Origin of the sequence: Natronomonas salinimetallica (genome assembly GCF_013839515.1) — an archaeon.
GTDB lineage: Archaea > Halobacteriota > Halobacteria > Halobacteriales > Haloarculaceae > Natronomonas.
Window position 1 is genome coordinate 1 of sequence record NZ_JACDNQ010000005.1, and the last position, 24690, is coordinate 24690.

General features: G+C 64.8%; 30 protein-coding genes and 2 tRNA genes. 21 read left to right on the top strand and 11 right to left on the bottom strand.

Annotation, left to right across the window (positions count from 1 at the left end; translation table 11 throughout):
- The first annotated feature begins 607 nt into the window (after nt 1-607).
- Entirely contained in the window at nt 608-1762 is a 1155-nt protein-coding gene (gene coaBC / locus HZR14_RS04965) for a bifunctional phosphopantothenoylcysteine decarboxylase/phosphopantothenate--cysteine ligase CoaBC (RefSeq protein ID WP_181691768.1), read from the top strand.
- Nucleotides 1763-1806: 44 nt separating this feature from the next.
- On the opposite strand, the gene HZR14_RS04970 is transcribed toward coaBC, so the two are convergent.
- Together HZR14_RS04970 and HZR14_RS04975 are read right to left on the bottom strand one after the other, a co-directional pair.
- Nucleotides 1807-2259, bottom strand: a complete 453-nt coding sequence (locus HZR14_RS04970) for a DUF5807 family protein (RefSeq protein ID WP_181691769.1) — start codon at nt 2257-2259, stop codon at nt 1807-1809.
- Between the two features lie 96 nt (nt 2260-2355).
- On the bottom strand, nt 2356-2754 hold the full coding sequence (locus HZR14_RS04975; RefSeq protein WP_181691770.1) for a 30S ribosomal protein S6e: 399 nt from the start codon (nt 2752-2754) through the stop codon (nt 2356-2358).
- A gap of 259 nt (nt 2755-3013) precedes the next feature.
- Here HZR14_RS04975 and radB point away from each other — a divergent pair, with 259 nt between their 5' ends.
- Entirely contained in the window at nt 3014-3718 is a 705-nt protein-coding gene (gene radB / locus HZR14_RS04980; protein ID WP_181691771.1) for a DNA repair and recombination protein RadB, read from the top strand.
- Nucleotides 3719-3722: 4 nt separating this feature from the next.
- Here the strand turns inward: radB and HZR14_RS04985 are convergent, their stop codons facing one another.
- Nucleotides 3723-4391 (bottom strand): ribonuclease H family protein, encoded by a 669-nt coding sequence (locus HZR14_RS04985; RefSeq protein ID WP_181691772.1) that lies wholly within the window; start codon nt 4389-4391, stop codon nt 3723-3725.
- Nucleotides 4392-4539: 148 nt separating this feature from the next.
- Between HZR14_RS04985 and HZR14_RS04990 the strand changes: the two genes are divergently transcribed.
- Nucleotides 4540-5496, top strand: a complete 957-nt coding sequence (locus tag HZR14_RS04990; protein ID WP_181691773.1) for a phytoene/squalene synthase family protein — start codon at nt 4540-4542, stop codon at nt 5494-5496.
- 15 nt (nt 5497-5511) lie between these two features.
- Here the strand turns inward: HZR14_RS04990 and cruF are convergent, their stop codons facing one another.
- Genes cruF through HZR14_RS05005 form a run of 3 tightly spaced genes read right to left on the bottom strand, consistent with a single transcriptional unit; the run spans nt 5512 to nt 8679 of the window.
- Nucleotides 5512-6339, bottom strand: a complete 828-nt coding sequence (gene cruF, locus HZR14_RS04995) for a bisanhydrobacterioruberin hydratase (RefSeq protein ID WP_181691774.1) — start codon at nt 6337-6339, stop codon at nt 5512-5514.
- Nucleotides 6332-7204, bottom strand: coding sequence for a prenyltransferase (locus HZR14_RS05000; protein WP_181691775.1), 873 nt, complete (start codon nt 7202-7204; stop codon nt 6332-6334). Before HZR14_RS05000 ends, cruF begins: the two co-directional genes overlap by 8 nt.
- Nucleotides 7201-8679, bottom strand: a complete 1479-nt coding sequence (locus HZR14_RS05005; RefSeq protein WP_181691776.1) for a phytoene desaturase family protein — start codon at nt 8677-8679, stop codon at nt 7201-7203. The genes HZR14_RS05000 and HZR14_RS05005 overlap by 4 nt, the downstream gene beginning before the upstream one ends.
- A gap of 120 nt (nt 8680-8799) precedes the next feature.
- On the opposite strand from HZR14_RS05005, the gene HZR14_RS05010 reads away from it, so the two are divergent.
- Complete coding sequence (locus HZR14_RS05010; RefSeq protein ID WP_181691777.1) at nt 8800-9495, top strand: SDR family NAD(P)-dependent oxidoreductase; 696 nt, start codon at nt 8800-8802, stop codon at nt 9493-9495.
- A 146-nt stretch (nt 9496-9641) separates the two neighbouring features.
- On the opposite strand, the gene HZR14_RS05015 is transcribed toward HZR14_RS05010, so the two are convergent.
- Genes HZR14_RS05015 through HZR14_RS05035 form a run of 5 tightly spaced genes read right to left on the bottom strand, consistent with a single transcriptional unit; the run spans nt 9642 to nt 14707 of the window.
- Nucleotides 9642-10403, bottom strand: a complete 762-nt coding sequence (locus HZR14_RS05015; protein WP_181691778.1) for an ABC transporter ATP-binding protein — start codon at nt 10401-10403, stop codon at nt 9642-9644.
- The gene (locus HZR14_RS05020) at nt 10400-11197 is read right to left on the bottom strand and encodes an ABC transporter ATP-binding protein (RefSeq protein WP_181691779.1); all 798 of its coding nucleotides are present in this window, start codon (nt 11195-11197) and stop codon (nt 10400-10402) included. The genes HZR14_RS05015 and HZR14_RS05020 overlap by 4 nt, the downstream gene beginning before the upstream one ends.
- On the bottom strand, nt 11194-12303 hold the full coding sequence (locus tag HZR14_RS05025; RefSeq protein WP_181691780.1) for a branched-chain amino acid ABC transporter permease: 1110 nt from the start codon (nt 12301-12303) through the stop codon (nt 11194-11196). Before HZR14_RS05025 ends, HZR14_RS05020 begins: the two co-directional genes overlap by 4 nt.
- Nucleotides 12300-13346: a branched-chain amino acid ABC transporter permease gene (locus tag HZR14_RS05030; protein ID WP_181691781.1), complete on the bottom strand. Its 1047-nt coding sequence runs from the start codon at nt 13344-13346 to the stop codon at nt 12300-12302. Before HZR14_RS05030 ends, HZR14_RS05025 begins: the two co-directional genes overlap by 4 nt.
- 50 nt (nt 13347-13396) lie before the next feature.
- Nucleotides 13397-14707, bottom strand: coding sequence for an ABC transporter substrate-binding protein (locus tag HZR14_RS05035; protein WP_181691782.1), 1311 nt, complete (start codon nt 14705-14707; stop codon nt 13397-13399).
- Between the two features lie 340 nt (nt 14708-15047).
- Here HZR14_RS05035 and HZR14_RS05040 point away from each other — a divergent pair, with 340 nt between their 5' ends.
- The 17 genes from HZR14_RS05040 to rpsB all read left to right on the top strand — a co-directional run bounded on the left by HZR14_RS05040 (nt 15048) and on the right by rpsB (nt 24629).
- Complete coding sequence (locus tag HZR14_RS05040; RefSeq protein WP_181691783.1) at nt 15048-15608, top strand: helix-turn-helix transcriptional regulator; 561 nt, start codon at nt 15048-15050, stop codon at nt 15606-15608.
- Between the two features lie 75 nt (nt 15609-15683).
- Nucleotides 15684-17447 (top strand): Nramp family divalent metal transporter, encoded by a 1764-nt coding sequence (locus HZR14_RS05045; RefSeq protein ID WP_370464953.1) that lies wholly within the window; start codon nt 15684-15686, stop codon nt 17445-17447.
- A gap of 1 nt (nt 17448) precedes the next feature.
- Nucleotides 17449-17796, top strand: coding sequence for a hypothetical protein (locus HZR14_RS05050; RefSeq protein ID WP_181691784.1), 348 nt, complete (start codon nt 17449-17451; stop codon nt 17794-17796).
- Nucleotides 17793-18284 carry a hypothetical protein gene (locus HZR14_RS05055; RefSeq protein WP_370464954.1) on the top strand — a complete coding sequence of 164 codons (492 nt, stop codon included), beginning with the start codon at nt 17793-17795 and terminating at the stop codon, nt 18282-18284. Before HZR14_RS05050 ends, HZR14_RS05055 begins: the two co-directional genes overlap by 4 nt.
- 233 nt (nt 18285-18517) lie before the next feature.
- A tRNA-Ser gene (locus HZR14_RS05060) sits at nt 18518-18601 on the top strand.
- A gap of 15 nt (nt 18602-18616) precedes the next feature.
- On the top strand, nt 18617-19129 hold the full coding sequence (locus tag HZR14_RS05065) for a 30S ribosomal protein S13 (RefSeq protein ID WP_181691785.1): 513 nt from the start codon (nt 18617-18619) through the stop codon (nt 19127-19129).
- On the top strand, nt 19129-19653 hold the full coding sequence (locus tag HZR14_RS05070; protein WP_181691786.1) for a 30S ribosomal protein S4: 525 nt from the start codon (nt 19129-19131) through the stop codon (nt 19651-19653). The genes HZR14_RS05065 and HZR14_RS05070 overlap by 1 nt, the downstream gene beginning before the upstream one ends.
- A 2-nt stretch (nt 19654-19655) precedes the next feature.
- The gene (locus HZR14_RS05075) at nt 19656-20039 is read left to right on the top strand and encodes a 30S ribosomal protein S11 (RefSeq protein WP_181691787.1); all 384 of its coding nucleotides are present in this window, start codon (nt 19656-19658) and stop codon (nt 20037-20039) included.
- Nucleotide 20040: 1 nt separating this feature from the next.
- Nucleotides 20041-20820 carry a DNA-directed RNA polymerase subunit D gene (locus HZR14_RS05080; protein ID WP_181691788.1) on the top strand — a complete coding sequence of 260 codons (780 nt, stop codon included), beginning with the start codon at nt 20041-20043 and terminating at the stop codon, nt 20818-20820.
- A gap of 124 nt (nt 20821-20944) precedes the next feature.
- A tRNA-Leu gene (locus HZR14_RS05085) sits at nt 20945-21029 on the top strand.
- A 23-nt stretch (nt 21030-21052) separates the two neighbouring features.
- Nucleotides 21053-21406, top strand: coding sequence for a 50S ribosomal protein L18e (locus HZR14_RS05090; RefSeq protein ID WP_181691789.1), 354 nt, complete (start codon nt 21053-21055; stop codon nt 21404-21406).
- Nucleotides 21403-21852 (top strand): 50S ribosomal protein L13, encoded by a 450-nt coding sequence (locus tag HZR14_RS05095; protein ID WP_181691790.1) that lies wholly within the window; start codon nt 21403-21405, stop codon nt 21850-21852. Before HZR14_RS05090 ends, HZR14_RS05095 begins: the two co-directional genes overlap by 4 nt.
- Nucleotides 21846-22244, top strand: a complete 399-nt coding sequence (locus HZR14_RS05100; RefSeq protein WP_181691791.1) for a 30S ribosomal protein S9 — start codon at nt 21846-21848, stop codon at nt 22242-22244. Before HZR14_RS05095 ends, HZR14_RS05100 begins: the two co-directional genes overlap by 7 nt.
- Nucleotides 22245-22256: 12 nt before the next feature.
- Complete coding sequence (locus HZR14_RS05105; protein WP_181691792.1) at nt 22257-22451, top strand: DNA-directed RNA polymerase subunit N; 195 nt, start codon at nt 22257-22259, stop codon at nt 22449-22451.
- Nucleotides 22448-22621 (top strand): DNA-directed RNA polymerase subunit K, encoded by a 174-nt coding sequence (locus HZR14_RS05110; RefSeq protein ID WP_181691793.1) that lies wholly within the window; start codon nt 22448-22450, stop codon nt 22619-22621. Before HZR14_RS05105 ends, HZR14_RS05110 begins: the two co-directional genes overlap by 4 nt.
- The gene (eno, locus tag HZR14_RS05115; protein WP_181691794.1) at nt 22618-23814 is read left to right on the top strand and encodes a phosphopyruvate hydratase; all 1197 of its coding nucleotides are present in this window, start codon (nt 22618-22620) and stop codon (nt 23812-23814) included. The genes HZR14_RS05110 and eno overlap by 4 nt, the downstream gene beginning before the upstream one ends.
- Nucleotides 23811-24629, top strand: a complete 819-nt coding sequence (gene rpsB, locus HZR14_RS05120; RefSeq protein ID WP_181691795.1) for a 30S ribosomal protein S2 — start codon at nt 23811-23813, stop codon at nt 24627-24629. Before eno ends, rpsB begins: the two co-directional genes overlap by 4 nt.
- Nucleotides 24630-24690: the final 61 nt, after the last annotated feature.

Consider the following 24690-nt stretch of genomic DNA (forward strand, 5'->3'; position numbering starts at 1 on the left):
AGAAGTTCACGAAGAGACTTGGATTTGCTAAATCTTGGATCGACAAATTCCTGGGTCCCTATTTGCAAAAATTATCTTGACCATTACGCTCTGCCAAGGCCTTGAAAGGCTTCGCCTTTCAGTGGCTTTGATGTGGGACTCGCCGTCAGTTATCGCCGGGGAGGTAGGTTTTTTCTCGCCCGTACCGAACGACCTTCAGGGTCGGCGTCCTCACCATTCGGGGGCTGGGCTACTGCGGCCCGTGATACCGCCGACGTGTGCGGCGGTATCACCGGCCTTTGATACGACGGCCCCCCGAAAAAAGTGTATCGGGTAGCGAGTCAGATAGCAAAAGGCTCGTTGCCTGTTACCCACCATGTCGGCTTCCTCTCCGGCCTACTCACTTCGGGCTTCCGACCGGTCGGAAGCCCTCGCTCTCTCCTCACGGACCGCAGGTCCGTTCGGACGGTCAGAGGGATCACTGATCCCTCACGACTTGCGGCCGGAGGCTTCGCCTCGAAAGATGCTGAACCAGACCGGAGATCGGAAGGATCCTCCCGCCATCGACGGGGGCGATCGCAGCCGCGAGTCAGGTTAGTTTTTAACCGGGCGCGACGAACCACCGCCGATGCTTGCGGGCACAAACGTCGCCCTGGGTGTGTCGGGGTCCATCGCGGCGGTCAAGACGGTCGAGTTGGCCCACGAACTCAGACGCCACGGCGCGGAAGTCCGGGCCGTGATGACCGACGCGGCGCGGGGGATCGTCCACCCGTGGTCTCTGGAGTTCGCGACCGAGAACCCGGTCGTCACCGAAATCACCGGATCGGTCGAACACGTCGAGTTGTGCGGCTACGACGGCTGGGCCGACGTACTGTTGCTCGCGCCCTCGACCGCGAACACGATCGGGAAGATCGCCAGCGCAGTCGACGACACGCCGGTAACGACGACGGCGACGACGGCGCTCGGTGCCGACGTGCCGACCGTCCTCGCGCCGGCGATGCACGAGCCGATGTACGATCACCCCGGCGTCCTCGAAGCCATCGGACGGCTCGAATCGTGGGGCGTCGAGTTCGTCGACCCGCGCCTCGAGGAGGGCAAAGCCAAGATCGCGAGCGAAGAGGCAATCGTCCTCGACGTCGCGCGAGCGGCGGGTGAGCGCCCTCTCGCCGGAGCCCACGTCGTCGTTACGAGCGGCCGGACGAGCGAGTCGATCGATCCCGTCCGGGTGGTGACGAACCGCGCCTCGGGGCGAACCGGACGCGCCGTCGCAAAGGCCTGCTACGTCCGGGGTGCGGACGTGACGCTCGTCCACGACGGCCCCGAGGTGCCGTACGCCGATGCCCTCACCGTCGAGAGCGCGGCGGAGATGCTCGATGCCGTCCGGTCCGTGGCGGACGACGCCGACGCGCTCGTCTCGGCGGCCGCCATCAGTGATTACACCGTCGAGACCGCCCCCGAAAAGATCCGATCGGGCCAGGAGATGACGCTCGAACTCGAACCGGCACCGAAACTCATCGATTCGGTCCGCGAGGCCCACCCCGAGTTGCCGATCGTCGGCTTCAAAGTGGAGACGGAGGGCGGTGACGACCACATGATCGAACAGGCGCGCGAGACACTCGAACGCGCCGACCTCGCCTTCGTCGTCGCCAACGACGCCGGCGTCATGGGCTCGGAGACGACGCGCGTGCTGTTCGTCTTCGAGGACAGGGTGGCCGTCCACGAGGGGGACAAACGCGCCGTCGGCGGTCGGATCGCCGACGCGCTCGCGGAGACGGTTCGGTGAACACGTCCGACCGTCTCATCCTTCGGTGAACACGTCCGACCGTCTCACTCGCCGTCGAGCACCGACCGCTCCGAGTACGTCGTCCCGCAGGAACAGGCCGCATAGCCGTGCCGCACGTCGCCCTCCGCGTAAAGTCCACCGACGGCCTCGTTTTGCTCTTCGACGAACGCGAAGACGAAGGTGGCGTCGTGTTCGTCCGAACCGTCCGAATCGGGGCAGGTACCGCCGGTACAGTCGTCGTCGATCGCGCCGTCGGTGTCCATCGCCGCCCCGGCGAAATCCATCGCGTCGAGGCCGGTTGCGCGCTCGAACGCCGCCCGTCCCTGCTCGCCGGACAACACTAACACGACGCCGTCGTCGACGCGGACCCCGATATCGGCCAACGCCCCGATCGATCCGACGCCTTCCTCGTGGAGATAGATCAGAACGTCTTCGGGGCGTTCGCCAGCGAGAAACGCCTCGTAGCGGCTCTCGGCCGGGGGGTCGGTCGCACTCATCGAGACCCCCCGATGGATCCGGATCGGGCGGTCGGCCGGGGTCGGAGCTCGGAGGCGGCGCTGTGGGAACGCGTACCGATCATAGAAGCGAGCGGCTTACTCGTCCTCGCCGTCGGCCTCGTCGCCGAGCAGCTCCTCGACGGAGTCATCCCCGCGGGTGACGATCTTCGCGTTGATCTGTCGGGTCTCCTCGGAGACCTCCGCGCCGCGGACGGTGATCCGGCTTCTCTCCCCGTCGACGGTCGGCTCGAAGCCGACGCCGCCGGTCGAGAGGATGGCGGTCGTCTCGGAGCCGGAGACGTCGCCGTGCATGGGCCGCCCCGCGCGGTCGGAGCCGCCGGTGATCTCGACCTCGTAGCCCGAGAGGCCGACGGCGTCGCCGTCGACCGCCTCGCCGATCGAGCGGCCGATGAATCGGTTCGCGTCCTGTCCGTCCACCTCGAACGAGTAGGTGGCCCCGTCGTCGTCGCCGACGATGACCTGAAAGTCTGCCATACCCGGTGAAACTGGACCCGACGGCAAAAGGGTATTGAAACCGCCCCGCCCCTATCGGCGGGCCGGACGCGCCGCTTTGACTCCGGTTCGAGGCCGTATCGGGGCGAAACCGGCGACGAGGTCCGATCCGCCCCGACGGTGATCGACGGAGCCGTCGCACCTCGCCGGCAGCGTACCGGCCGTCGGTGAGGACGGGCGACCGTACCCGACTGCGGAGTGGGTGCGTGAGTTTTTAAACGAACGCGCCGAACGTCGCGGTGTGAACGAGCCGATTCCGACGGGGTGTGCCTCGGTCAACGCGCTGCTCGGCGGCGGCCTCGAACGCGGGGTCGTCACGCAGTTGTACGGCGCGCCGGCGTCGGGGAAGACGAACATCGCGCTGTCGTCCGCGATCCGGACCGCCGCCTCGGGAGCGACCGCGCTGTACATCGACACCGAGGGAATCTCGCTGGACCGGTTCGAGGCGCTCGCGCGCGCTTCGGCCGACGACGGCGACGTCGAGGCGATCACGAGTCGGGTGATCATCTCCGATGCGGTCGACTTCGAGGAACAGCGGGAGGCGGTTCGGGACGCCGGCGACCTCGCCGAACGGGTCGATCTGATCGTCCTCGACAGCGCAACGGGGTTCTATCGGCTCGAACGCGACAGCGACGACGGCGGGGAGACGCTGCGGGCAGTCGCCGAACAGATCACGCATCTGCTCGCCTTGGCCCGACGACACGACATCGCGGTTCTCATCACGAACCAGGTGTACGCCGATCCGGAGAGCGACTCGGGGCGTCCCCGGCCGCTCGGCGGCCACACGCTGACGCACTGGTCCGGCGTCGTCGTCCGCCTCGAACGGTTCCGCGGGGGGAACCGACGTGCCACGCTCGAGAAACACCGCTCGAAAGCCGCCGGCGAGACCGCGCGGTTTCGGATCGTCGAGGACGGACTCGAGGCGATCGAAGGGACGGACGCATGAGTGGTCAGTCCGACGCCGGTTCGCCGCCGCCGACGCCGTCCGGTCGGTTCCGGTCGGCCCGCGAGGGCGGCGGATAGCTCCCCTCGGCGGGCGATCGAACTCGTCCGTCCGAACGGGGGAGCACGCAGCGATCCGCCTCCCGGTTGACGTGTTCGTACTGGTCGGGCGCGTTTGCGAGCGCGTGGGCGGGGTTTTCGCCGCTGTCGATCCGCGCCGCCCGGAGTTCGTCGAACCCGGCGATACGGGCCCGGATTCCCCGCCAGTGGTGTGCCGTCCGGCCGGGGATACTGACGGGGTGCGGTGGCCTCGCGTCGGGGCCGCGGCCGGCGAGGATAGCCCGGTTGACGTTCGCCGCGAGGTCGTCGTGGTCGACGAGGATGCCCACGCGGGCCGTCCGCGGCGCGCGGGCGGCAAGGACGTCCAATCCGAGGTGGAGTGCCCGGTACTCCGCGACGTTGTTGTTCGGAACGGCGTCGGGAAGGGACAGGCGCGCGACGCGCTCGCCGTCGCGGGTCTCGATGACGACGCCCAACCCGCCGTCGCTGTCGGCGCGATAGGATCCGTCGGTCGCGACATAAAAGTCCCGACAGTGGGTATGCGGTGGGTGTGCGATGTGTGGCGTGGGCGATTCGTCGAACAGGTTCCGCAGTACCGGCCGGCGGTAGGCGGCCATATCAACAGTTGGTCGTCATCGTTATATAAATCTACGGCCGCCCCGGCCGGCAACGGGCATCGAGACTGTACGATGGGTATCGATACCAGTATCGTTGTGCCGACGCACAAACACCTAAGGCTTCTGCGGCCCTATATCCGGCTGGTTAATGGTCGACTCGACTCAGCTTGCCGAAAGCAAATCAATACACCGAGAGACCGGGAAGACCTTCTATTACGCGACGCGGTTGCTCCCGGAGCGCGTCCGGCACCCGACGTACGTCCTGTACGCGTTCTTTCGGGTCGCGGACGAAGTGGTCGACGATCCCGGCGAGTTGAGCCCGAAAGAGCAACACGCTCGGCTACTGGAGATCCGTGATGCGGCGCTCGGCCGCGAGCCGACTGACGATCCCGTACTGGCGGCGTTTTCGGAGGTCAGACGGGAACACGGGATTCCCGACCGGGAAGTCGAGCGGTTCATCGATGCGATGCGGACCGACGTCGAGACGTCGCGGTACGGGACCTACGAGGAACTCGAATCGTACATGCGCGGATCCGCGGCGGCCGTCGGCGTCATGATGACGATCATCATGAAAACCGATGAGGACGACTCGGCGCTCCCGAAGGCGTGTCGGCTCGGTGAGGCCTTCCAGTTGAGCAACTTCCTCCGCGACGTCGGTGAGGATATCGCCGACCGCGACCGCATCTACGTCCCGGAATCGACTCTCGACGCCTGCGACGCCGACCCGGCCGACATCGAACGGCGACGGTTCACCGACGAACTCGCCGCCGCGATCGAACGCGAGATGAAACGCGCCGAACGGCTCTACCGGGAGGGCGTCTCCGGTATCAAGTACCTCCCGATGGACTGTCAGTTGCCGGTGCTCACCGCGGCGGTGCTCTATGCCGACCACCACCGGCTCATCCGCGAGTGCGGCTACGATACGGTCACGCAAACGCCGTCGCTCGGCACGGTCCGTAAACTCGCGCTCGTCGCGAAGACGCGGTGGTACTGGGCGTGGAACAAAGACCCGGAGGCGGTCTTCGCGAGGGTCAGCGACATCCCGATGGTCGAAGACGACCCGACGCCGAAGACCCGGCCCGACGATTCGGTCCCGGTCGGCTGATCGCGGGCCGGGCGCTCACCGCTCGGGAAAGTCGAACCGGTCCGTCCGCCAGAGGCCGTACCCGAATCCCGCCGCGAGCAACGCCGGGATCCAGTTGCCGAAGTACGCGTTGACGACGCCCCACAGCACGACGAAACTGACGAGGTCGTCGAGCATGAACCGACAGCGTTCGAGCCGCGAGAGGACCCCGTCCCGGTCGAACGAGCGATCGAGCAGGGCGACCGCGACCGTCGCCGACAGCACCCATCCGGCGTAGTTCATCCACGGCACCCCATAATAGAGCCCGCCGCCATCGTAGGCCCAAAAGCCGATCGAGACGGCCGCCGGATCGAGCGCGAGGTCCATCCCGATGACCGCGAGGATGACGACCGGGAGGCGGACGGCGCGACGCCGGGCCCGCCGGCCCAACAGCAACAGACACAACAGGTACGCGTTCAGAACCAACGGGAGGAAAAAAAGCGGCAGGGCGGCCGGGATCTGTCCGTTGATCATCGGGCCGAGGTCGACGCCGTACTCGAAGTGGCCGTACGGGTAGCCGGTAAGGACCCCGACGAACTCGACGGCGTAGGTGTAGCCACAGAGAACCAAAAGACCTGTCGCGGCCCGCCGCGTGAGAAGCGGCGCGACGCCGGCGACGAGCGGCAGCCGCATCACCGCGACGCCGAAGAGCAGAAAGTAGGGATTGAAGTTCAACGGTCCGGGCAACAGCGCCTCGGCGGAGGCCAACAGCGTGATCGCGCCGACCGCCGGAAACACCACAGCGATCGTAAAACGGTTCTCCTCCACGACGTCGTCCAGTCGGCGTTCGAGGCGGGCACGGGCCGGCACTTCGACGCTAGCCATACAGCATCACCCACAGCGCGGCGAGCGTCAGAACCGCCCCGGAAGCCGTGTTGAGTACGGGAAACCACCAGTAGGCCCGATCGACGGCCACGGGCGAGACGGCGACGAGCGCGACGAAAACGGGGTAGACGCCGAGAACCGCGGCAAACCCCGGGTGGACGACGCCGAATACCCCGGCCGCGGCGAGCCAACACAGCCCACAGTAGATGTACGTCCGGGATTCGCCGAGAGCGGTCGCCGTCGTCTCGATACCCGCTGCCCGATCCGGACCGATGTCGGGGATCGCCGAGAACGTGTGCATTCCCATCGTCCACAGCCACCCGCCGACGACCGCGGCGGCCGGCGGTGCCGCGTCGGCGACCGCCGCATACGCGACGACGCCGGGAAGAATATAGAGCCCGTTCGAGACTGAATCGAGAAATGGCGTCGTCTTGAATCGGAAGGGGGGAGCGCTGTACTCTACGGAGAGGAGGAGAAACGCGCCCATAGCGACACCGCCGGCCGGGGGGACGAACGGGACGAACGCCACCCCGAGCAGCCCCGTGAGCACGACGAGTCCGGGGACGAACCAGCCGCCCCGATACCGGGTCTCTCGACCCTCCTTTTTCGGGTTCTCGACGTCGACGTCGGCATCGAAGACGTCGTTAATGCCGTAGAGAAACACGTTCGCGGGGAGAACGAAGTACGCGAACAGCGCAACCGCGACGGGCGCGAACAGTTCCTCGGGGGTCCGAGCGGCGTACGCGACGCCGACCACGACCGGGCCGGCCAGATAGAGCCAAAACCGGGGTCTGGAGAGCCGAAGCAGATAGCCCGCGGTCGTCGTCTCGCTCGGCAAGAGGCGATCGAGGGCGGGTTGGCTCATGCGGTGTCGTCGATGAGTGCGTTAGCGGTATGCTCGCCGCTTATCAGACACATCGGGACGCCGATCCCGGGGGTGGTATAGGAGCCGGTGTAGTAGAGGCCGGGGCTGGCGTCCGAGCGGCGCGACGGCCGAAACAGCGCGGTCTGTCGGAGGGTGTGAGCGAGCCCGAGCGCGGTTCCCTGCATGCTGTTGTAGCGGTCCGCGAACTCCGAGACGGAGAACTGCTCCTCGAAGACGATCCGGTCACGCAACTCGACGCCGGTGTGTTCGGCGACGTCGTCGAGGACGAGATCGCGATACCACGTCCGGACCTCCTCGGTGTCCTCGAGTCCGGGGGCAATGGGAACGAGCGCAAAGAGGTTCGAGTGTCCCTCGGGGGCGACGCTGTCGTCGGTCTTCGAGGGAACACAGAGGTAGTAGGCGGGATCCTCGGGCCACGTCGGATCGTCGAAGATCTGCTCGAAGTGTTCGTCCCAGTCGGTCGGCAACACGAGCGTGTGGTGTTCCAGTGGCTCGACGTCGCCCTCGACGCCGAGATACAGGAGGAATGCCGACGGGGAGTAGGTTCGCGACTCCCAGTAGTCGTCGTCGTACTGCCGTTCGTGGTCGGGGAGGAGCTCTCGCTCCGTGTGGGCGTAGTCGGCGTTGCTGACGACGTAGTCCGCTTCGAACGCGCCGGCGTCGGATTCGACGGTGAATCCCCCCCGACGGTTGAGGATCTCCGTCACCTCGGCATCGGTGACGTAGTTGACGCCCATGTCCTCGCCCAACTCGACGCAGGCATCGACGACCGACTGGAGCCCGTTTTCGGGATAGTAGACGCCGAGGTTGAAATCGACGTGGCCCATCATGTTGTAGATCGCGGGCGTGTTGTTCGGTGCGCCGCCGAGGAAGACGAGGGTATACTGCATGATCTGGCGGAGCTTCGGGTGATCGAAGTAGTCCGCGACGTAGTCGTCCATCGTCCCGAGCAACTGGAGGCCGATCGGCGCCGCACGCATCACGTCGAGATCGATCCAATCGCGGACGCGGGGGCGGTCCGTGTAGATGAACTGCTCCATCGCGACCCCGTAGTGCTCCTCGGAGGTATCGAGATACCCGTCCAAAGCGTCGCCAGCCCCGGGTTCGTAGGACTCAAACAGGTCGTACATCTCTTCGCGATCGGAGGTGACGTCGACGGTGTCGCCGTCCTTGAAGAAGATCCGGTAGTGCGGGTCGAGCCGCTCGAGTTCGTAGAAATCGCTCGGCTCGTGGCCGAAGTGGCCGAAGAAGCGCTCGAAGACGTCGGGCATCAGATACCACGAGGGACCCATGTCGAATTTGAATCCGTCGGCTTTCAGCACCGAGGCGCGTCCCCCGAGGCAGTCGTTCTTTTCGAGGACCGTGACGTCGAAGCCGGCGTCGGCGAGATAACACGCCGAGGAGAGCCCGCCGAAGCCGGAGCCGACGACCGCGACTGCGGGTGGTTGAGACATACGGGACGGTACGGCGGGCGCACACATTAAATCGCGTGTGGTGGAGAATACCACTGGAAACGGGCGGCCCGATGATCCGATGGGGGAAACGACCTTGCCGACACCGGACGAAGCGGCCGTATGGAGACGGCAGTCATCACGGGCGGTTCGCGCGGGATCGGCCGAGCGGTCGCGGCGGCGTTCGTCGAACACGGCACCCACGTCGTCGTCTGCGGCAGGGACGGCGATGAACTCGACCGGGTCGCCGCCGCCGTCGATCCCGCCGGGGAGGCGGTGACCGCGATACGGGCGGACGTCCGCGATGAGTTCGACGTCGAACGGCTCATGGAATCCGCCGCACGGGCGGGCGAGGCCGGGGGCATCGACTGCGTCGTCGCGAACGCCGGGGTCTATCACGGCTCGCCGGGCGGGACGCCGATAGAGGAGGCGTCGTACTCGGCGTTCGACGACACGCTCCGGACCAACGTTCGCGGGGCGTTCGCCACCGTCCGCGAGGCGATCCCGCATCTGACGCCCGACGCTCGGGTGCTCGTCCCCTCCGGTCGGATCGCCCGCGAGGCGATGGCCGGCTACGGCGTCTACGCGGTCTCGAAGGCGGCCACGGAGGCTCTCGTCCGCCAGTTCGCCGCGGAGATGACGTGGCCGATCGCGATCGTCGATCCGGGACAGGTCGAGACCGAACTGACCGGCTACGCGAAGGGGCGCGATCCCGACGACGTCGCACCGATGTTCCGGTGGGCGGCGACCGAGGCGGATCCGGAGACGCTCGACGGAAACGTCGTCGGGTTCCGGGAGTGGAAGAACGCGACGCGGTGACTACCTGTCACTATCTATATGTGTATGCGTTTTTATTGTTTATTTATTCGATCCGCACTGTCTATAGTAGAGATCGGAAGACGAGACACATTCGACCGCACGACGGCAGTGCGGTCGATGGGTACATAGTATTGTCTTGCCCTTGCTCACACGCCGAGGTAGGTCTGGCGCAGTTCGTCGTCCTGGCGGAGTTCCTCGGTCGTCACCTCGCCGACGATGTGACCTTCATCCATCACGTAGTGTCTGTCGGCCACCTCCATCGCCATCGCGGCGTTCTGTTCGACGAAGAGGACGGTGATCCCGTCCTCCTCGTTGATCGTCTCGATGATCTCCTCGACGCGCTCGACGATGAAGGGCGCAAGCCCCTCTGAGGGCTCGTCCAACAACATCAGGTCCGGATTCGCAGCCAACCCTCGGGCGATCGCGAGCATCTGTTGCTCGCCACCGCTCATGGCGCTGGCGTTCTTCGGCCGCATCTTTTCGAGTTCCGGGAACTGTTCCAGTACCTCCTCGAGGTCCCGCGGATCGGGAGCGTGGTTGATCGCGACTCGGATGTTCTCCTCTACGGAAAGCTGCGGGAAGCAACGCCGGTCTTCGGGGACGAAGCTGATTCCCATATTGGAGATCTCGTAGGGGGGCTTACCCACCAGTTCCTCACCGCGGAACGTGATCGATCCGCCTAGGACGTTCGGGACGTCTGCCCCGACGATCGACCGCATCGTCGTCGACTTGCCGGCCCCGTTCCGTCCGAGCAGCGACACGCGTTCACCGGGATAGACGTCGAGGTCGAGGCCGAACAGCACCTTGCCGGTCTCGTATCCGGATTCCAGCCCGCGGACTTTCAACAGCGGGTCACTCTCATCAGCCGGAACGTCAGTGTCGGTCGTTCGCGTAGTATCGGAGCTCATATTTCCTCTTTGACGCCACCGAGGTAGGCGTCCTGAACGTCCTGGTCGTTCTGGATCTCCTCGGGGGAACCGGTCGCGAGGATCGATCCTCGGTTGAGAACCGTGATCCGGTCACTGATCGAAAGGACGACGTCCATGTCGTGTTCGATCAGGACGACGGTCAAGTCGTACTCCTGTTTGATCTCTTCGATTAGGTCGGCGGTTTCGGCCGTCTCGGCGGGGCTCATCCCGCTCGTCGGTTCGTCGAGCAACAGCACCTCGGGATCGGTCGCCAGCGCCATCGCCATTCCGAGACGACGCTGGTCCCCGTGCGAGAGGTTCTTCGCTACCGTGTCTCTGATCGGACCGAGACCGACCAGCTCGATGAACTCGTCCGCTGTCGTGACTCCGAGGTCGCGTCCGTTGCCCCAAAGGTCGAGCGAGAACGACCCGGCCTGCGCGGTCTGGACGACCACCCGGACGTTTTCGAGGACCGTTTCGTCCTCGAACATCTGGTTCGACTGGAACGAGCGGGCGATTCCCTCGTGCGGTCGCGCCTCCTCCGGGAGTGCCGTAAGGTCTTTGCCGTCGAGGGTTACCCGTCCCTCCGTCGCGTCGAGGGCACCGGTGATCATGTTGAAAAGCGTCGTTTTCCCGGCCCCGTTCGGGCCGATAATGGCGCGCAGTTCGCCGTCGTTGACTCTGAGATTCACGTCGTCGTTGGCGACGAGTTCGCCGAACCGCTTCGTCAGGTCGTGCGTTTCCAACACCGGCTTCGATGTGGTGGACGCATCGGCGGCGTGCTCGGAGCTCATCGTCGTACCTCCTTGATGCGGGCCGCAAGTATCGCCCAGAACCGTCGGGCGAAGCCCCAGACACCTTCGCGGGGCGATCGGATGATGATGAGCACGAACAGCAGTCCGAGGAAGAACTTCCAGAAGACGAGCACGTCCCCGACGGGGACCTCCGTCCCCGACAGCGGCAACTGCAGGACTTCGATGCCCGTCAGGTAATCCTCTGCGAACAACCAGACGAACGCGCCGGCGATCGCGCCGGCGAAGTAGTTCATTCCGCCGAGGACGGACATGAGCACCGCGTCCCCACTGGTGGTCCAGTGGAACGTTTCGAGGACGGCCCCCGAGTCGTTGATTTCGAGAAGCACGCCCGCGAGAGCAGCGAACATCGCGCTCATGGTGAACGAGACGTTCTTGTATCGCGAGGTGTTGACGCCCATCGCCCGCGCGAGGGCCTCGTTCTCGCGGATCGCGATGAGCGTTCGACCGAACGGCGACCGAATTATCTGCCAGAGGATGACCATCCCGGCCAAGAAGACCGCCGCGACGAAGAAGTACCAGTCGTTGAGCATCTCCGGCATGAACGAGACGGTCTTCGCCCCCCGGTAGCTCTCGATCCATACCGGGACGGCGTTCTGTGAGATACCGTCGGATCCTTCTGTCAGCCCGTAGGGGTTGTAGTTCACGATGAAGTGTAGCGCCTGTCCGAAGGCGATTGTCAACATCGCGAAATATATCTCACCCTTGTCGATTATGAGTCGGCCGATGCCGTAGGCCAAAAGCCCCGCGAGGATGATCCCGATGATCGCCGAGAAGACGAACCCGGCCTGGAACTTCGAGATGCCGATCGCGACGGCATACATTCCGATGCCGAAAAACATCGCGTGCCCGAACGAGAGCACGCCAGTAAAACCAAGCAACAGGTTGAATCCCGCGACGAACAGCATGAAGATCAGCATGGTCGTCGCGATCTGCCCGTAGCCCGAGACCCACTCGTGCGCCATGAACGGGCGCAGTACGATGACGAACAGTACCAGCGCGATCGGGATCTTATACTCCGAGAGCGTCTCCCAACCGGTGGGGGACGATACCGCCGAAGCTTTCGTGGAGTCGGTTTGTTCGCTCATTCGAGAAAGCCCTCCGTTCCGAAGAAGCCACGCGGTCTGACCATCAGGATGACAATCATAACGAGGTACGGAACGAGCCCGCCGATACCCCGTATCGCGAGAAACTCGAGTCCGGTCAGGTCGGCCATCGCTCGGATCATAAGCGGGAAGAGAAACACGGCTTCACCGATGAGTAGTCCGGCGACGACGCTTCCGAACAGGCTCCCGACCCCACCGACGACGACGACGATGAACGTCAGGATGATGAACGACGCGCCGAGGTCCGGTTGCATCCCGACCTCCGCCCCACGGAGGACGCCCCCGAGTCCCGCGATGGTCGCTCCGAGGAAGAACATCGCCGTGAACCGAAGCGGAATGTTGATGCCGAGGAACTCGGACATCTCCGGGTCCTGGACGCCGGACCGAACCGACAGTCCGAACGTCGTTCGGGTGACGATGAGGTACGTCGCGACCACCGCGATCACCGAGACGGCGACGGCGAACAGCCTGAACTTTCCCACGCTCGTCACGCCGAGGCTCAGCGGCCCGTCGAGGAGAGCCGGAGTGTCGAACCGAAGCGGCGTGGAGCCCCAGATGGCCCGGACGGCCTCCTGAAACATCAGCGTCATGCCGAACGTCGCGAGCAATCCGACGATGGGTTCTTGGCCGTATACCCGCCGGAGGACGAGGACCTCCATCAGTATACCGACGACCCCCACGGCGAGCGGGGCGACGACGAGGGCGACCCAAAAGGAGAGCCCGAGCACTGCGACGACGTGGTAAGCGATGTACGCCCCGGCCATGAACAGCGCGCCGTGAGCGAAGTTGACCACATTCATGAGACCGAGGATGAGCGCCAGCCCCAGTGCGATCAATACCAGGATCATTCCGTAGACGAACCCGCCGATCAGGTTGTCGATGACGAGACCCGGTCGGTCGACCGCGGCGTAGCCGAGCGAAATGACGCCGAGTACGACGGCGGCGCCCCAGACAGCCAACGAGAGCGAGGACTGCTCGCTCAGGGTGGCCGCGATCCGTTCTTGAAACGTAATACCTTCGTTCATGTCTTAATGGTTGTATATAAACACATTCCGTAGTGGACGAATGCCGGGGATTACAGGCTGCAGCCCGTGTCGGCGACCGATCGCGCGACGTCGTCACCGGCCGACGTGCTCGTGTGTTTGAACCACGACTTGTACGGGTCGTCCTGCATCTCATCTTGCGGGAGGGCTTCGACGGTGTCGACCGGCTGGATGAGCTGGTGGTCGCCCTCACGCCAGTAGACGTCGCCGTCCTTGATCGGGGCCTCGAGCTCGTGACCTTCGAGCGCGGCGGAGATCTCCGCGCCCTCGGTGGAGCCGGCGCGTTCCGCCGCGAGTACGAGCTGTTCCATGGACGTGTAGCCCATGTAGTGTCGCGAGAATGGCGAGGCATCGAACTCGTCGGCGATTCGCTGTTTGAACGCCTCACCCTTTTCAGTGGAGGGGGACGACGCGGCCCACGGGGCCGCCCAGACGCCGACGTTGGAGGTCGCTTCCTTGCCGACGCCCCAGAAAACGCTCTCTTCGAACAGCGGGCCGGCCATCTTCATATCGATGCCCGCGTCGTTGAACTGCTCCGTAACGATACGCTGGTCGGTCCCGGCGATCACTACTGCCAGGCCCTCTGCGCCGGAGTTCGCGGCTTCGTTGAGATACTGCGTGTAGTCCTGTGACGGGAACGGCGTTCCGATCTCGCCGGTGATCTCCCCGCCCTGGGCCTTGACGGACTTCTTGATCGCGTCCCGTCCGGTCTGGCCCCAGGTGTAGTCGGCGTACATGACGTACCAGGAGTCGGCGTAATCAGCCATCTGGCTACCGAGCGCGTTCGCCAGCATCGAGTTCGAACACGTCGGTCGGAACATGTTGGCCGCGCACTTGCCGCCGGTCGTCTGGTCGGAGTGAGACCCGGCTGCCATGTATGCGACACCGTTGTCGGAGGCCCAGTTCCCCATCTTGATCGCGACCGAGGAAGAGACGCCGCCCAGAACCGCGTCGACCTCCTCCTCGTTGACGAGGCGCTTCATCCGTTCGAGACCCGTGTTGGGGTCGGTCTCCGTGTCGGCCGTGACGATCTCGACGTCGACGCCGTGTTCGTCCGCGAGGTCCTTCTGTGCGAGCTTTGCGCCCTGAAGCTCGCCCTCCCCGAGGAACGAGTAGGAACCGCTCCGTGCGGTGATGACGCCGATCTTGTAGGAGCTTCCGCCACCGGCCTCACCGGTCGTGGTTCCTCCGCTCGTGTCGTCGCCGCCGGAGCCCTCAGTGTCGTCACCCTCACCATTGCCGAGACAACCACTCAGGCCCGTCAATGCCGCAGCGCCCGCGCCGGCTATGTACGTTCGACGTCCGATCCGTGCCTGTTTTCGACTGCCACTTCGCTCTGGCATGGAACAACGGTGTTTCTGGAATTACTTATATCTATGGTTAACCTTCACAAACATTTTGCAACGGCGATATATGTAGAACGGGAGAATCCGCGAAACCAGCGAAAACCCGGCTTTGTCGGCTCGAAGCGAGGAGTTCTGAATCACGTTTCGTGGCGATTCTGTCCCCGCGTGAACATCCATCACGTCAGCGGGTATCCAACACACGACTGAACCGCTATCTCATTCGAATGAACCTCCCTTCGAGAGGGGTTCACTCGTGTGAACTCCCCGATAGCTCCCTTTTTCACTCCGGGACTGGACGGACGGCAATGCTTATGTCGGCCCCCGGTGTACGTTATATATGGCGCAGCGGCGCGAGCAGGGTACAGACGACCCACGTCCGGGGCGGGTTCCACTCGAATCCGTACTTGCGGTATTCGACGAGCGCGACGACCTGGCACGCCCGCTGACGGCGACCGACGTCATGGAATCGCTGGACTGCTCGCGCCGCACGGCTCACAACAAGCTCAACGAACTGGTCGAGGAGGACGTCCTCAAAACCCGCAAAGTCGGTTCCCGGAGTCGGGTCTGGTGGATCCCGATCACGGACGATACCGCTGCCGGCGGTTCGCCGGGCGACGCCGACGCGATACCAGAGACGGCCGTCGGGGAAATCGACCTCCCCGGGACGGGCAAAACGCTGGAAGCGAGAAAGGACGCCCTCGTCGCGTCGTACGAGTACTTAAAGGAGTACCCCGAGGCAAAGAAGTCGGACTTCCTTCAGGACGTGTTTCCGGAGCATCCGGCCGAATACGAGACTGCGGAGGGGTGGTGGAACGCGATCCAGCCGGCCTTGGCCAAGCTCCCCGGTGTCGACCCACCCGCAGAGCGCGAACACGTGTGGCATTTCCTGGGAGGATAAACGCTTTTGCTTCGGACGGATGGATCTACCAGCACGTGATCACGCCGCCTACACCGCCTCGGGGTGAACGAGTCCGTGGCTAACGGAGGGCCAGACGTCCGAACGCCTGAAGAAGAGCCGGCGGTCCCGGACGAGGACGTGTACGCGTCGGCGGAGGAAAGTCTCGAATACCGTGGCAGCTCCTTCATGCCGACGGCCTACGACAACCTCGATATCGCGCCGGACTCGGAGTACTACCCCGACCGCGGCGGTGAGGAGGGGGGCTACCGACTGCTCGACCTGCCCAGAGCGCCGAAGCTCTCCCAGATCGTCGGACCGAGCGCCATCATGCTCGGCGCATCGCTCGGGAGCGGGGAGACGCTGTTTTGGCCGGTCCTGGTCGCCCAGCACGGGTGGGCGCTCTATTGGGCGTTCTTTTTCGGGGTTCTCACGCAGTTTTTTATCAACACGGAGATACAGCGCTGGACGCTCGCGACGGGCGAGTCCGTGTTTCGCGCCTTCGAACGGATCCATCGATTCTGGCCGGCTTTCTTTCTCCTGTTGGGGTTCGTCAGCCTCGGCTGGCCGGGGTGGGCCGCCAGCGCCGCAAAGGTCGCCGCTATCGGATTCGAGGCGGAGGAACTGACCATCACCCTCCCGTTCGTGGAACTGGTCACCTGGCGGCTGTTCGGGATCCTGTTGATGGTGTTGGTCTGGGCGACGTATCACCTGGGCCCGGTGATGTACAACGTCGTCGAGCGAATCCAGATAATCCTCGTCTCGGTCGGTGGTCTGTTGGCCGTCGCCCTGTTCGTGGCAGTGGGCTCCGCCCAGGAACTGACGAACGTCCCCGCCGGTATCGTCAGTATCGGGACCATCCCGCCGGGGAGTGACATCGCCGTGTTCCTCGGCGGGCTCGCGTACGCTGGCGCTGGGGGGTATCTAAACCTCGCACAGAGCCTCTGGGTCCGAGAGAAGGGCTACGGAATGGGGCGGTATCAGGGGCGTATCAAGAACCCGGTCATCGGTGACGAACCGGAGCCGCTCCACCGGGACGGCTTTACCTTCCGCCCGACGAAAAAGAACCTGTTGCGCTGGCGTGGCTGGTGGCGACTCGCACAGCTCGAACACTTCTTGACCTTCGTGGTCGGCCTCCTCGTGGTCGCGACGTTGATGATGGCAATCGCCGCCCAGTACGCGTACGGAACGGCGGACGACGGGGTCGTCATGTGGGCCAGCGTCATCGTCCCGCAGGTCGGTCCGCTCGGGGGAGTTCTCATCTTCGCGACGCTGTTTTTCGCGCTGTTGACCACCGAGTACGCCATCGTCGAATCGTTCGTCCGCAACAGCGCGGACATCGTCTACGAACTGCATGGCCGTGACGCCGGGTGGAGTCTCCCCCGCATCTTCTGGATCCTGTTGACGGTGTTCATCCTCTGGGGAATAGCGATCCTTTCGTATCCGATCGAGATCGATCAGCCGTTCGGCCTCCTCGTGATCGCGGCGGCGATGTCCGGCGTGATGATGTGGCCGTACACGGCGCTCCTGTTGGTCCTCAACACGGCCCGATTGCCGGAACACACCCAGCCGGGCTGGTTCCGTGTGATGACCTTGTGGTGGGCGTCGGCCTTCTTCGGCTACTTTAGCGTCCTTCTCATCGGCCGCTGGCTGTCGGGGATCGCCGGATTCGAACCGTTCGCGACGGCCGCGAACGTGTTGGACAGCGGCACCGGCGGCTATCTCCTCTTCGGCGCGTTCGCCGTCGTCGAACTACTGGTCATCGCCGTCTCCGTCCACGAGAAACGTCGCAAGAACGACACCGTCGAAGGGGCCGAGGAGTCGGCCTGGTACCTCCGATGAGATGAGCGCGATCCTCTCGTTTGCGACACTCGTCAGGCTGCGCTGGGGGATATACTGTGGGGGCCTCACACTGATCCTCGGCATGCGGTCTCTCGCGGCACCGTCGACGTCCCGCAGATTCTTCTCGAGCCTCCTGCTCGGGGTGATGGTGCTCACGTACGCCGGAGAGCTTTGGGTCGAGGCGGACGAACGTCCGGCCCGGCCCGTGATGTTGATCGCCGGTATCGCCGGCGTTGTCGTCGGCATCTGGCTCGCACTGGGTGGGTCACTGCCGGGGCTGTTGTTCACCGGTGGCGGCCTCCTGTTTCTCAACCGATCGATGACCGGACGGGGTGAGACATCGTCGTGAACGACCTCCGGCCAGTGACCGTCCACGTCCACGTACATCGGGTCATGGGCGGTGCGTTTCCGTTGCGCGTTGCGGATCTGTTGTTTACCGACGAAACCCTGCTCGTCCCGGAGTACCGGTACCTGACGCCGCTTTTCGGTATCGCCCGCAGCGGGAGCCAGTCCGTAGCGGACGCGGCGGTCGAGCGGTTTCGTGCCGAGGGCGTCGCCGGCCTCCTGGAGTTGGCGAACCGAACCCACCGGATCGAGTACGACGACGTCGAGAGGGTACACCTGTATGGCGGCCGTTCTTTCGGCCGGCCGAAGCTCGCCGTCGACGTCGCTTCCGGTCCGCCCTACGCCTATCGGATCCACGCTCCAGTCGAGATCCCCCGGCTCCGGGGGGCGCTGACGGGGCTCGGAGCGCGTCGCGGCTTCGAGGTAACGTACCACTCGACGCTCGGGTTCAGCCCCCTGAAAAGTGTCCGTCGATTCCTGGCCGACCGGTAGGCGCGGAGACGACCCTTCCCCGTCGTCGCCCCCGCCCGCGCGCCTCGCCGGCCCCGACGCGATCCCGACGCGAGTCAGCGACACCCGACGCGAGTCAGCGACACCCTACGGGAGCGGCTGACACGGCGGTCGAGCTTCCGTGCAGTTTAAGTACCGGGGTCGGGTATCGACGGTTGCAATAGATGCAGGGGTAGCGACCCCGAGTCCGGAAGGGCGACGATACACGCACGCGAGTCGTGGTAGCCAAGCATGGCCCAAGGCGCAGGGTTGCTAACTCTGTGGCGCAAGCCTCCGGGGTTCAAATCCCCGCCACGACGCTAACCCAACCACACATGAGCACGGAAGAACCAGACGCGGACGAGGATGGCGAAGACATCCAGTACTTCGTCCGCATCGGACAGACCGACCTCGACGGAACGAAAAGCGTCGAGCGGGCGTTGACCGACATGAACGGCGTCGGTCGTCGCGTCGCTCGCATTATCGCCGACAAAGCCGACGTCGACCGCCGGGACGTTCTCGGCGCGCTCGACCAAGAGCGGATCGACGACGTCGTCGAACTCGTCGAGGGGTACGCCGACGAAGTCCCCGATTGGCTCACCAACCACCAGCGGGACTTCTTTACCGGTGAGACGACCCACGAGGTCGGCAACGACCTCCAGATGAGCCGCAGACAGGATATCAACCGGATGAAGATGGTCGATACCTACCGGGGCGTCCGTCACAAGCGCGGACAGAAGGTCCGCGGCCAGCGGACGAAATCCACCGGCCGAACCGAGGGAACGATCGGCGTCAACATCGAAGCGATCAAAGAAGAACAAGCCGAGGAGGCGGCTGAGGGCGAATAATGGCACTCGGAAACAACACGAAATTCTACGAGACGCCGAATCATCCCTTCCAGGGCGAGCGAATCGCCGCCGAGGGTGATACGGTCTCACGATACGGTCTCTCGAACAAGGAGGAACTGTGGCGGGCCCAATCCGAACTGCGCGATTACCGCCGCGAGGCCCGACGCCTCATCGGCGATGCCCAGGGGGACACCGAGGTGGCCGCCGAGGCCGGCAGCGAGTTCCTCGCGAGGCTCAAACGGATCGGCGTCCTCGACGAGGGCGACAGCCTCGACGACGTCCTCTCGCTCGACGAGACGGACATCCTCGAGCGTCGCCTCCAGACGGTCGCCTACCGAAAGGGGCTCGGCAACACGCCGAAACAGGCCCGGCAGTTCATCGTCCACGGACACGTGACCGTCGACGGGGCCCGGATCGGTGCCCCCTCCTACAAGGTCGACGTCTCCGAGGAGGACTTCCTCGAATTCGACGAGACGAGCCCGCTCGCGGACGACCTCCATCCCGAACGCGCGGAGGGACAATAACGATGGCAGACGACAACACCTGGGGCATCGCGCACGTGTATGCCTCCTTCAACAACACGATCATTACGGTAACGGACCTGACCGGTGCCGAGACGGTTGTCAAATCGTCCGGCGGAACGGTCGTGAAACAGAACCGCGACGAGGCCTCGCCCTACGCGGCCATGCAGATGGCCGAGGTCGTCGCCGAGGACGTCCAGGAGGCCGGCATCGACGGCGTCCACGTCCGCGTTCGCGGTCCCGGCGGCAACCAACAGAACAACCCCGGTCCGGGCGCGCAGGCGACGATCCGTGCGCTCGCCCGCGCCGGGCTCGAAATCGGCCGCATCGAGGACGTAACACCCACCCCGCACGACGGTACTCGCGCCCCGAAGAACGCCGGATTCTAACATGTCCGACCAGTACGACGTAACGTTCATCGAGCAGGACGAACGAAGCGCGAAGTTCCTCGTCCGGGGGATCACGCCCGCGTTCGCGAACGGGATCCGACGGGCGATGATCGCGGACGTTCCGACGCTTTCGGTCGATACCGTCCGCGTCATCGAGAACTCGTCAGTGATGTTCGACGAGCAGATCGCGCTCCGGCTCGGTCTGATACCGCTGACGACGCCGGACGACTACCGGCCCGAGGAGACGGTCACACTGGCGATCGACGTCGAAGGCCCGGCGACGGCGTACTCGGGCGATCTGGTCTCCAGCGACGCGAAGGTACAGCCGGCCGAGGAGCACGTCCCGATCATCGATCTCAAGGAGGGCCAGCGGCTCGAACTCGAAGCCGACGCGGAACTCGGCTACGGGAAAGACCACGCCAAACACCAAGGCGGGGTCGCCGTCGGATACAGACACCTCCAGCGGGTCGAACTCGGTGACGAGCGAGGCGAGTTCGCCGAGGACGACCCGGAGATCATCCGCGGCGTCATCGAGGACGCGGGGGCGTCGGAGACGTCCCGGGCGGCCGGCGACGGCGGCGAACTCGTCGAGACGGCGTCGTTCGACAACGATCTCGGCAACCGATACCCCGACCGGAACGTCTCGGTCGAGGACGTCCCGAACGCGTTCGTCTTCGACGTCGAGACGGACGGCTCGATGTCCGTCGACGATCTCGTATTGAGCGCGGTCGAGTCGCTTCGAACGCGGGCGGACGAACTCGAAGACGCGGTCCAACTCTAACCCATGTCTCCCCACGCCCCCACCACGACGGTCAGTCCGGTCCCGAACGGCGGCCTAGCCGCGCGTTCGGTGCCCACACGGACCGAAAGGGGCTTTAGTGGGGATACGGAACACACCACTGCGAGCAGGGATAGCCAAGTCAGGCCAACGGCGCAGCGTTCAGGGCGCTGTCCTGTAGAGGTCCGCAGGTTCAAATCCTGCTCCCTGCATCCACTTCTCAGGAGTAATAACGATGAGTAGCAAGACGAACCCGAGGCTGTCAAGTCTCATCGCCGACCTGAAGTCGACCGCCCGCAACGGCGGTGGCGAGGTCTGGAGCGATGTGGCCGAGCGCCTCGAAAAGCCCCGGTGCACGCACGCGGAAGTCAATCTGGGCCGCATCGAGCGGTACGCACAGGAAGACGAGACCGTTATCGTGCCCGGCAAGGTGCTCGGGTCCGGTGCCCTCCGAAAGGGGGTCACAGTCGCAGCCGTCGACTTCTCGTCGACGGCCCAGACGAAGATCGACCAGGTCGGCGAAGCGATCGAACTCGAACAGGCAATAGAAAACAACCCCGACGGCTCCGACGTACGGGTGATCCGATGAACTACGCAGAATTCGACGCGGACGTCGTCGTCGACGCCCGAAACTGTATTCTCGGCCGTGTCGCATCGCAGATCGCCGAGCTCGCCCTCGACGGCGAGCGGGTCGCGGTCGTCAACGCCGAAGACGCCGTCATCACCGGCGGCGAAGAGGACATCATGTCCGTGTACCGAAAACGCAACGAGGTCGGATCCAATCGGGGACCGCATTACCCGACCCGTCCGGACCGACTGTTCAAGCGATCGGTCCGCGGCATGCTGCCGTACAAGACCACGCGGGGGCGCGAAGCCTTCGAGAACGTTCGGATCTATCTCGGCAACCCCTACGAAGACGACGATAGTGTCGAGTCGGACGTGCTCGAGGGGACGTCCCTCGATCGGCTCTCGAACATCAAATTCGTCTCGCTCGGATCGATCAGCGAGAACTTGGGTGCTAACGTCACATGGTAACGAACACATCAGGAAAAAAGAAGACGGCTGTCGCCCGCGCGACGGTATCCGAGGGGATCGGCCGGGTTCGGATCAACTCCGAGCCGGTCGAACTCACCGAACCCGAGCAGGCGCGGCTGAAGATGCTCGAACCGTTCCGTATCGCCGAAGACGACCTGCGTGGTAGCGTCGACATCGACGTCACCGTCTCCGGCGGCGGTTTCGCCGGTCAGGCCGACGCTATCCGAACCGCGATCGCCCGCGGCCTCGTCGAACACACCAACGACGCCGAACTCCGGGACGCGTTCATGTCCTTCGATCGCTCGTTGCTCGTCAACGACGTTCGGCAGTCCGAACCCAAAAAGTGGGGCGGCCCCGGCGCACGGGCCCGCTACCAGAAATCCTACCGCTGAGGTGATGAGGACATGATGGTACCGGTACGGTGTTTCACGTGTGGTAGCGTCGTCGGCGAACACTGGGAGGAATTCAAACAACGCGCCCGGGAGGGCGATGAGGACCCGGCCGAAGTGCTCGACGAACTCGGCGTCGAACGGGCGTGCTGTCGACGAATGCTCGTCTCACACAAGGACCTCGTCGATATCGTCTCACCATACCAATGAGGGGAACGAACCGATACGAGAAGGCACGTATCCTCGGGGCCCGTGCCCTGCAGGTGTCATACGGCGCGCCGGTACTCATCGATACCGACCAGACCGAACCGATCCTCGTCGCCGCGGAGGAGTACGACGCGGACGCGCTCCCGTTCACGGTTCGGCGGGGGAGACAATGACGCTCATCACGGAGATCCGGCTCCGCCGGATCCTCGATAGCCGTGGCAACCCGACCGTCGAAGCGGAGCTCAGAACGGAAAGCGGCGGGTTCGGTCGCGGGGCAGCGCCCTCCGGTGCGTCGACCGGCGAGTACGAGGCGGTCGAACGTCCCGCCTCCGAATCGATCGCGACAGCGCGCGAGATCGCGGTGCCACGCATCGAGGGACAGATCTACGCCGGCGACCAGCGCGGCGTCGACAGCGCACTCCGTGCGGCTGACGGGACCGAGGACTTCTCGGAGATCGGCGCAAACAGCGCCGTCGCGATCTCGATGGCGGCGGCGAAGGCCGCAGCCGACGTCCTCGGCGCACCGTTGTATCAGCATCTCGGCGGCGCGTTCCGCGGCCGGGACGTCCCGACCCCGCTCGGGAACGTCATCGGCGGCGGCGAACACGCGGCCGATGCGACCCACATCCAGGAGTTCCTCGCGGCACCCGTCGGGGCCCCGTCGGTGGCCGACGCGGTCTTTGCGAACGCGGCGGTCCACGGCGAGGTCGGCGACATCCTCGCGGAACGGGGTATCCCGGCCGCGAAGGGCGACGAGGGCGCGTGGGCACCGTCGGTAGACGACGAAACGGCCTTCGAGATCGTCGACGCGGCCGTCGAATCGGTCGCCGACGACGTCGGCTTCGAGATCGGGTTCGGCCTCGACGTGGCGGGCGCGGAACTCTACGAGGACGGCGTCTACCACTACGGTGACGAGTCTCGGACCCCGGACGAGCAGATCGATTACATCGCCGGCCTGATCGACGAGTACGATCTGGTCTACGTCGAAGATCCCCTCGACGAGGACGACTACGAGGGCTTCGCCGAGTTGACCGAACGGGCCGGGAGCCGGACGCTCGTCTGTGGCGACGACCTGTTCGTGACCAACACGGACCGCTTGGAGCGCGGTATCGAGATGGACGCGGCCAACAGCATCCTGATCAAACCGAACCAGATCGGGACGCTCTCGGACACCTTCGATGCGATCGAGTTGGCCCTCCGAAACGGGTACGATCCGGTCGTCTCACATCGAAGCGGCGAGACCGAGGATACGACCATCGCACACCTCGCTGTCGCGACCGACGCCCCATTCATCAAGACGGGAGCCGTCGGCGGCGAGCGAACCGCAAAGCTGAACGAACTCATTAGAATCGAGGCAAACGCATGAGCGACAACGAAGAGGGAGTCGAAGCCACCGAACTCGACGAGGAACTCGACGAGCTCGAAGACGAGCTCGAGGGTGAAATCGACGACGAGGCCGGCTCTACGACGGACGAACCGCCCGCCGCCGCCGCCGACGAGGCGGACGAGCCGGCCGAAACCGACGATACCGACGACGATTCCGCCGGGACGGACACCGACGACGAGCCGGCGCTCGACGAGGACGTCATGCCGGACGACGAGGCCGACCTCCTCATCCCGGTCGAGGACTACCTCGCGGCTGGTGTCCACATCGGGACCCAACAGAAGACGAAGTCGATGAACCGGTTCATCCACCGGGTCCGAACCGACGGGCTGTACGTGCTCGACGTCTCCCAGACCGACACACGTATCCGGACGGCCGCGTCGTTCCTCGCGAACTACAACCCCGAACAGATCCTGATCGCGTCCTCGCGACAGTACGGTCGGTTCCCGGCCGAGAAGTTCGCCGACGCGGTCGGCGCACGGGCCCGTACGGGCCGGTTCATTCCCGGCACGTTGACCAACCCGGATTACGACGGCTACATCGAACCCGACGTCGTCGTCGTCACCGACCCGATCGGCGACTCCCAGGCGGTCAAGGAGGCGATCACGGTCGGTATTCCAGTTATCGCGATGTGTGACTCGAACAACACGACGTCGAACGTCGACCTCGTGGTGCCGACGAACAACAAAGGCCGGAAAGCCCTCAGCGTGGTCTACTGGCTGCTCGCCAACGAGACGCTCGATCGCCGCGGCGCGGAGCCGGCGTACGCGCTCGAGGACTTCGAGACGGAACCGTAGCGGGAGTCTCTTTTCGGAGCGAAGCGGTATCCGGCGCGTTTTCGAGCCGAGACCGCGGCGT

Excerpts from the sequence above, each read along its gene's own strand:
- coaBC (WP_181691768.1), top strand. The coding sequence starts at position 608 with ATGCTTGCGGGCACAAACGTCGCCCTGGGTGTGTCGGGGTCCATCGCG.
- HZR14_RS04970 (WP_181691769.1), bottom strand. The coding sequence starts at position 2,259 with ATGAGTGCGACCGACCCCCCGGCCGAGAGCCGCTACGAGGCGTTTCTC.
- HZR14_RS04975 (WP_181691770.1), bottom strand. The coding sequence starts at position 2,754 with ATGGCAGACTTTCAGGTCATCGTCGGCGACGACGACGGGGCCACCTAC.
- HZR14_RS04985 (WP_181691772.1), bottom strand. The coding sequence starts at position 4,391 with ATGGCCGCCTACCGCCGGCCGGTACTGCGGAACCTGTTCGACGAATCG.
- HZR14_RS04990 (WP_181691773.1), top strand. The coding sequence starts at position 4,540 with ATGGTCGACTCGACTCAGCTTGCCGAAAGCAAATCAATACACCGAGAG.
- cruF (WP_181691774.1), bottom strand. The coding sequence starts at position 6,339 with ATGGCTAGCGTCGAAGTGCCGGCCCGTGCCCGCCTCGAACGCCGACTG.
- HZR14_RS05000 (WP_181691775.1), bottom strand. The coding sequence starts at position 7,204 with ATGAGCCAACCCGCCCTCGATCGCCTCTTGCCGAGCGAGACGACGACC.
- HZR14_RS05005 (WP_181691776.1), bottom strand. The coding sequence starts at position 8,679 with ATGTCTCAACCACCCGCAGTCGCGGTCGTCGGCTCCGGCTTCGGCGGG.
- HZR14_RS05010 (WP_181691777.1), top strand. The coding sequence starts at position 8,800 with ATGGAGACGGCAGTCATCACGGGCGGTTCGCGCGGGATCGGCCGAGCG.
- HZR14_RS05015 (WP_181691778.1), bottom strand. The coding sequence starts at position 10,403 with ATGAGCTCCGATACTACGCGAACGACCGACACTGACGTTCCGGCTGAT.
- HZR14_RS05020 (WP_181691779.1), bottom strand. The coding sequence starts at position 11,197 with ATGAGCTCCGAGCACGCCGCCGATGCGTCCACCACATCGAAGCCGGTG.
- HZR14_RS05025 (WP_181691780.1), bottom strand. The coding sequence starts at position 12,303 with ATGAGCGAACAAACCGACTCCACGAAAGCTTCGGCGGTATCGTCCCCC.
- HZR14_RS05030 (WP_181691781.1), bottom strand. The coding sequence starts at position 13,346 with ATGAACGAAGGTATTACGTTTCAAGAACGGATCGCGGCCACCCTGAGC.
- HZR14_RS05035 (WP_181691782.1), bottom strand. The coding sequence starts at position 14,707 with ATGCCAGAGCGAAGTGGCAGTCGAAAACAGGCACGGATCGGACGTCGA.
- HZR14_RS05040 (WP_181691783.1), top strand. The coding sequence starts at position 15,048 with ATGGCGCAGCGGCGCGAGCAGGGTACAGACGACCCACGTCCGGGGCGG.
- HZR14_RS05050 (WP_181691784.1), top strand. The coding sequence starts at position 17,449 with ATGAGCGCGATCCTCTCGTTTGCGACACTCGTCAGGCTGCGCTGGGGG.
- HZR14_RS05065 (WP_181691785.1), top strand. The coding sequence starts at position 18,617 with ATGAGCACGGAAGAACCAGACGCGGACGAGGATGGCGAAGACATCCAG.
- HZR14_RS05070 (WP_181691786.1), top strand. The coding sequence starts at position 19,129 with ATGGCACTCGGAAACAACACGAAATTCTACGAGACGCCGAATCATCCC.
- HZR14_RS05075 (WP_181691787.1), top strand. The coding sequence starts at position 19,656 with ATGGCAGACGACAACACCTGGGGCATCGCGCACGTGTATGCCTCCTTC.
- HZR14_RS05080 (WP_181691788.1), top strand. The coding sequence starts at position 20,041 with ATGTCCGACCAGTACGACGTAACGTTCATCGAGCAGGACGAACGAAGC.
- HZR14_RS05090 (WP_181691789.1), top strand. The coding sequence starts at position 21,053 with ATGAGTAGCAAGACGAACCCGAGGCTGTCAAGTCTCATCGCCGACCTG.
- HZR14_RS05095 (WP_181691790.1), top strand. The coding sequence starts at position 21,403 with ATGAACTACGCAGAATTCGACGCGGACGTCGTCGTCGACGCCCGAAAC.
- HZR14_RS05100 (WP_181691791.1), top strand. The coding sequence starts at position 21,846 with ATGGTAACGAACACATCAGGAAAAAAGAAGACGGCTGTCGCCCGCGCG.
- HZR14_RS05105 (WP_181691792.1), top strand. The coding sequence starts at position 22,257 with ATGATGGTACCGGTACGGTGTTTCACGTGTGGTAGCGTCGTCGGCGAA.
- HZR14_RS05110 (WP_181691793.1), top strand. The coding sequence starts at position 22,448 with ATGAGGGGAACGAACCGATACGAGAAGGCACGTATCCTCGGGGCCCGT.
- eno (WP_181691794.1), top strand. The coding sequence starts at position 22,618 with ATGACGCTCATCACGGAGATCCGGCTCCGCCGGATCCTCGATAGCCGT.
- rpsB (WP_181691795.1), top strand. The coding sequence starts at position 23,811 with ATGAGCGACAACGAAGAGGGAGTCGAAGCCACCGAACTCGACGAGGAA.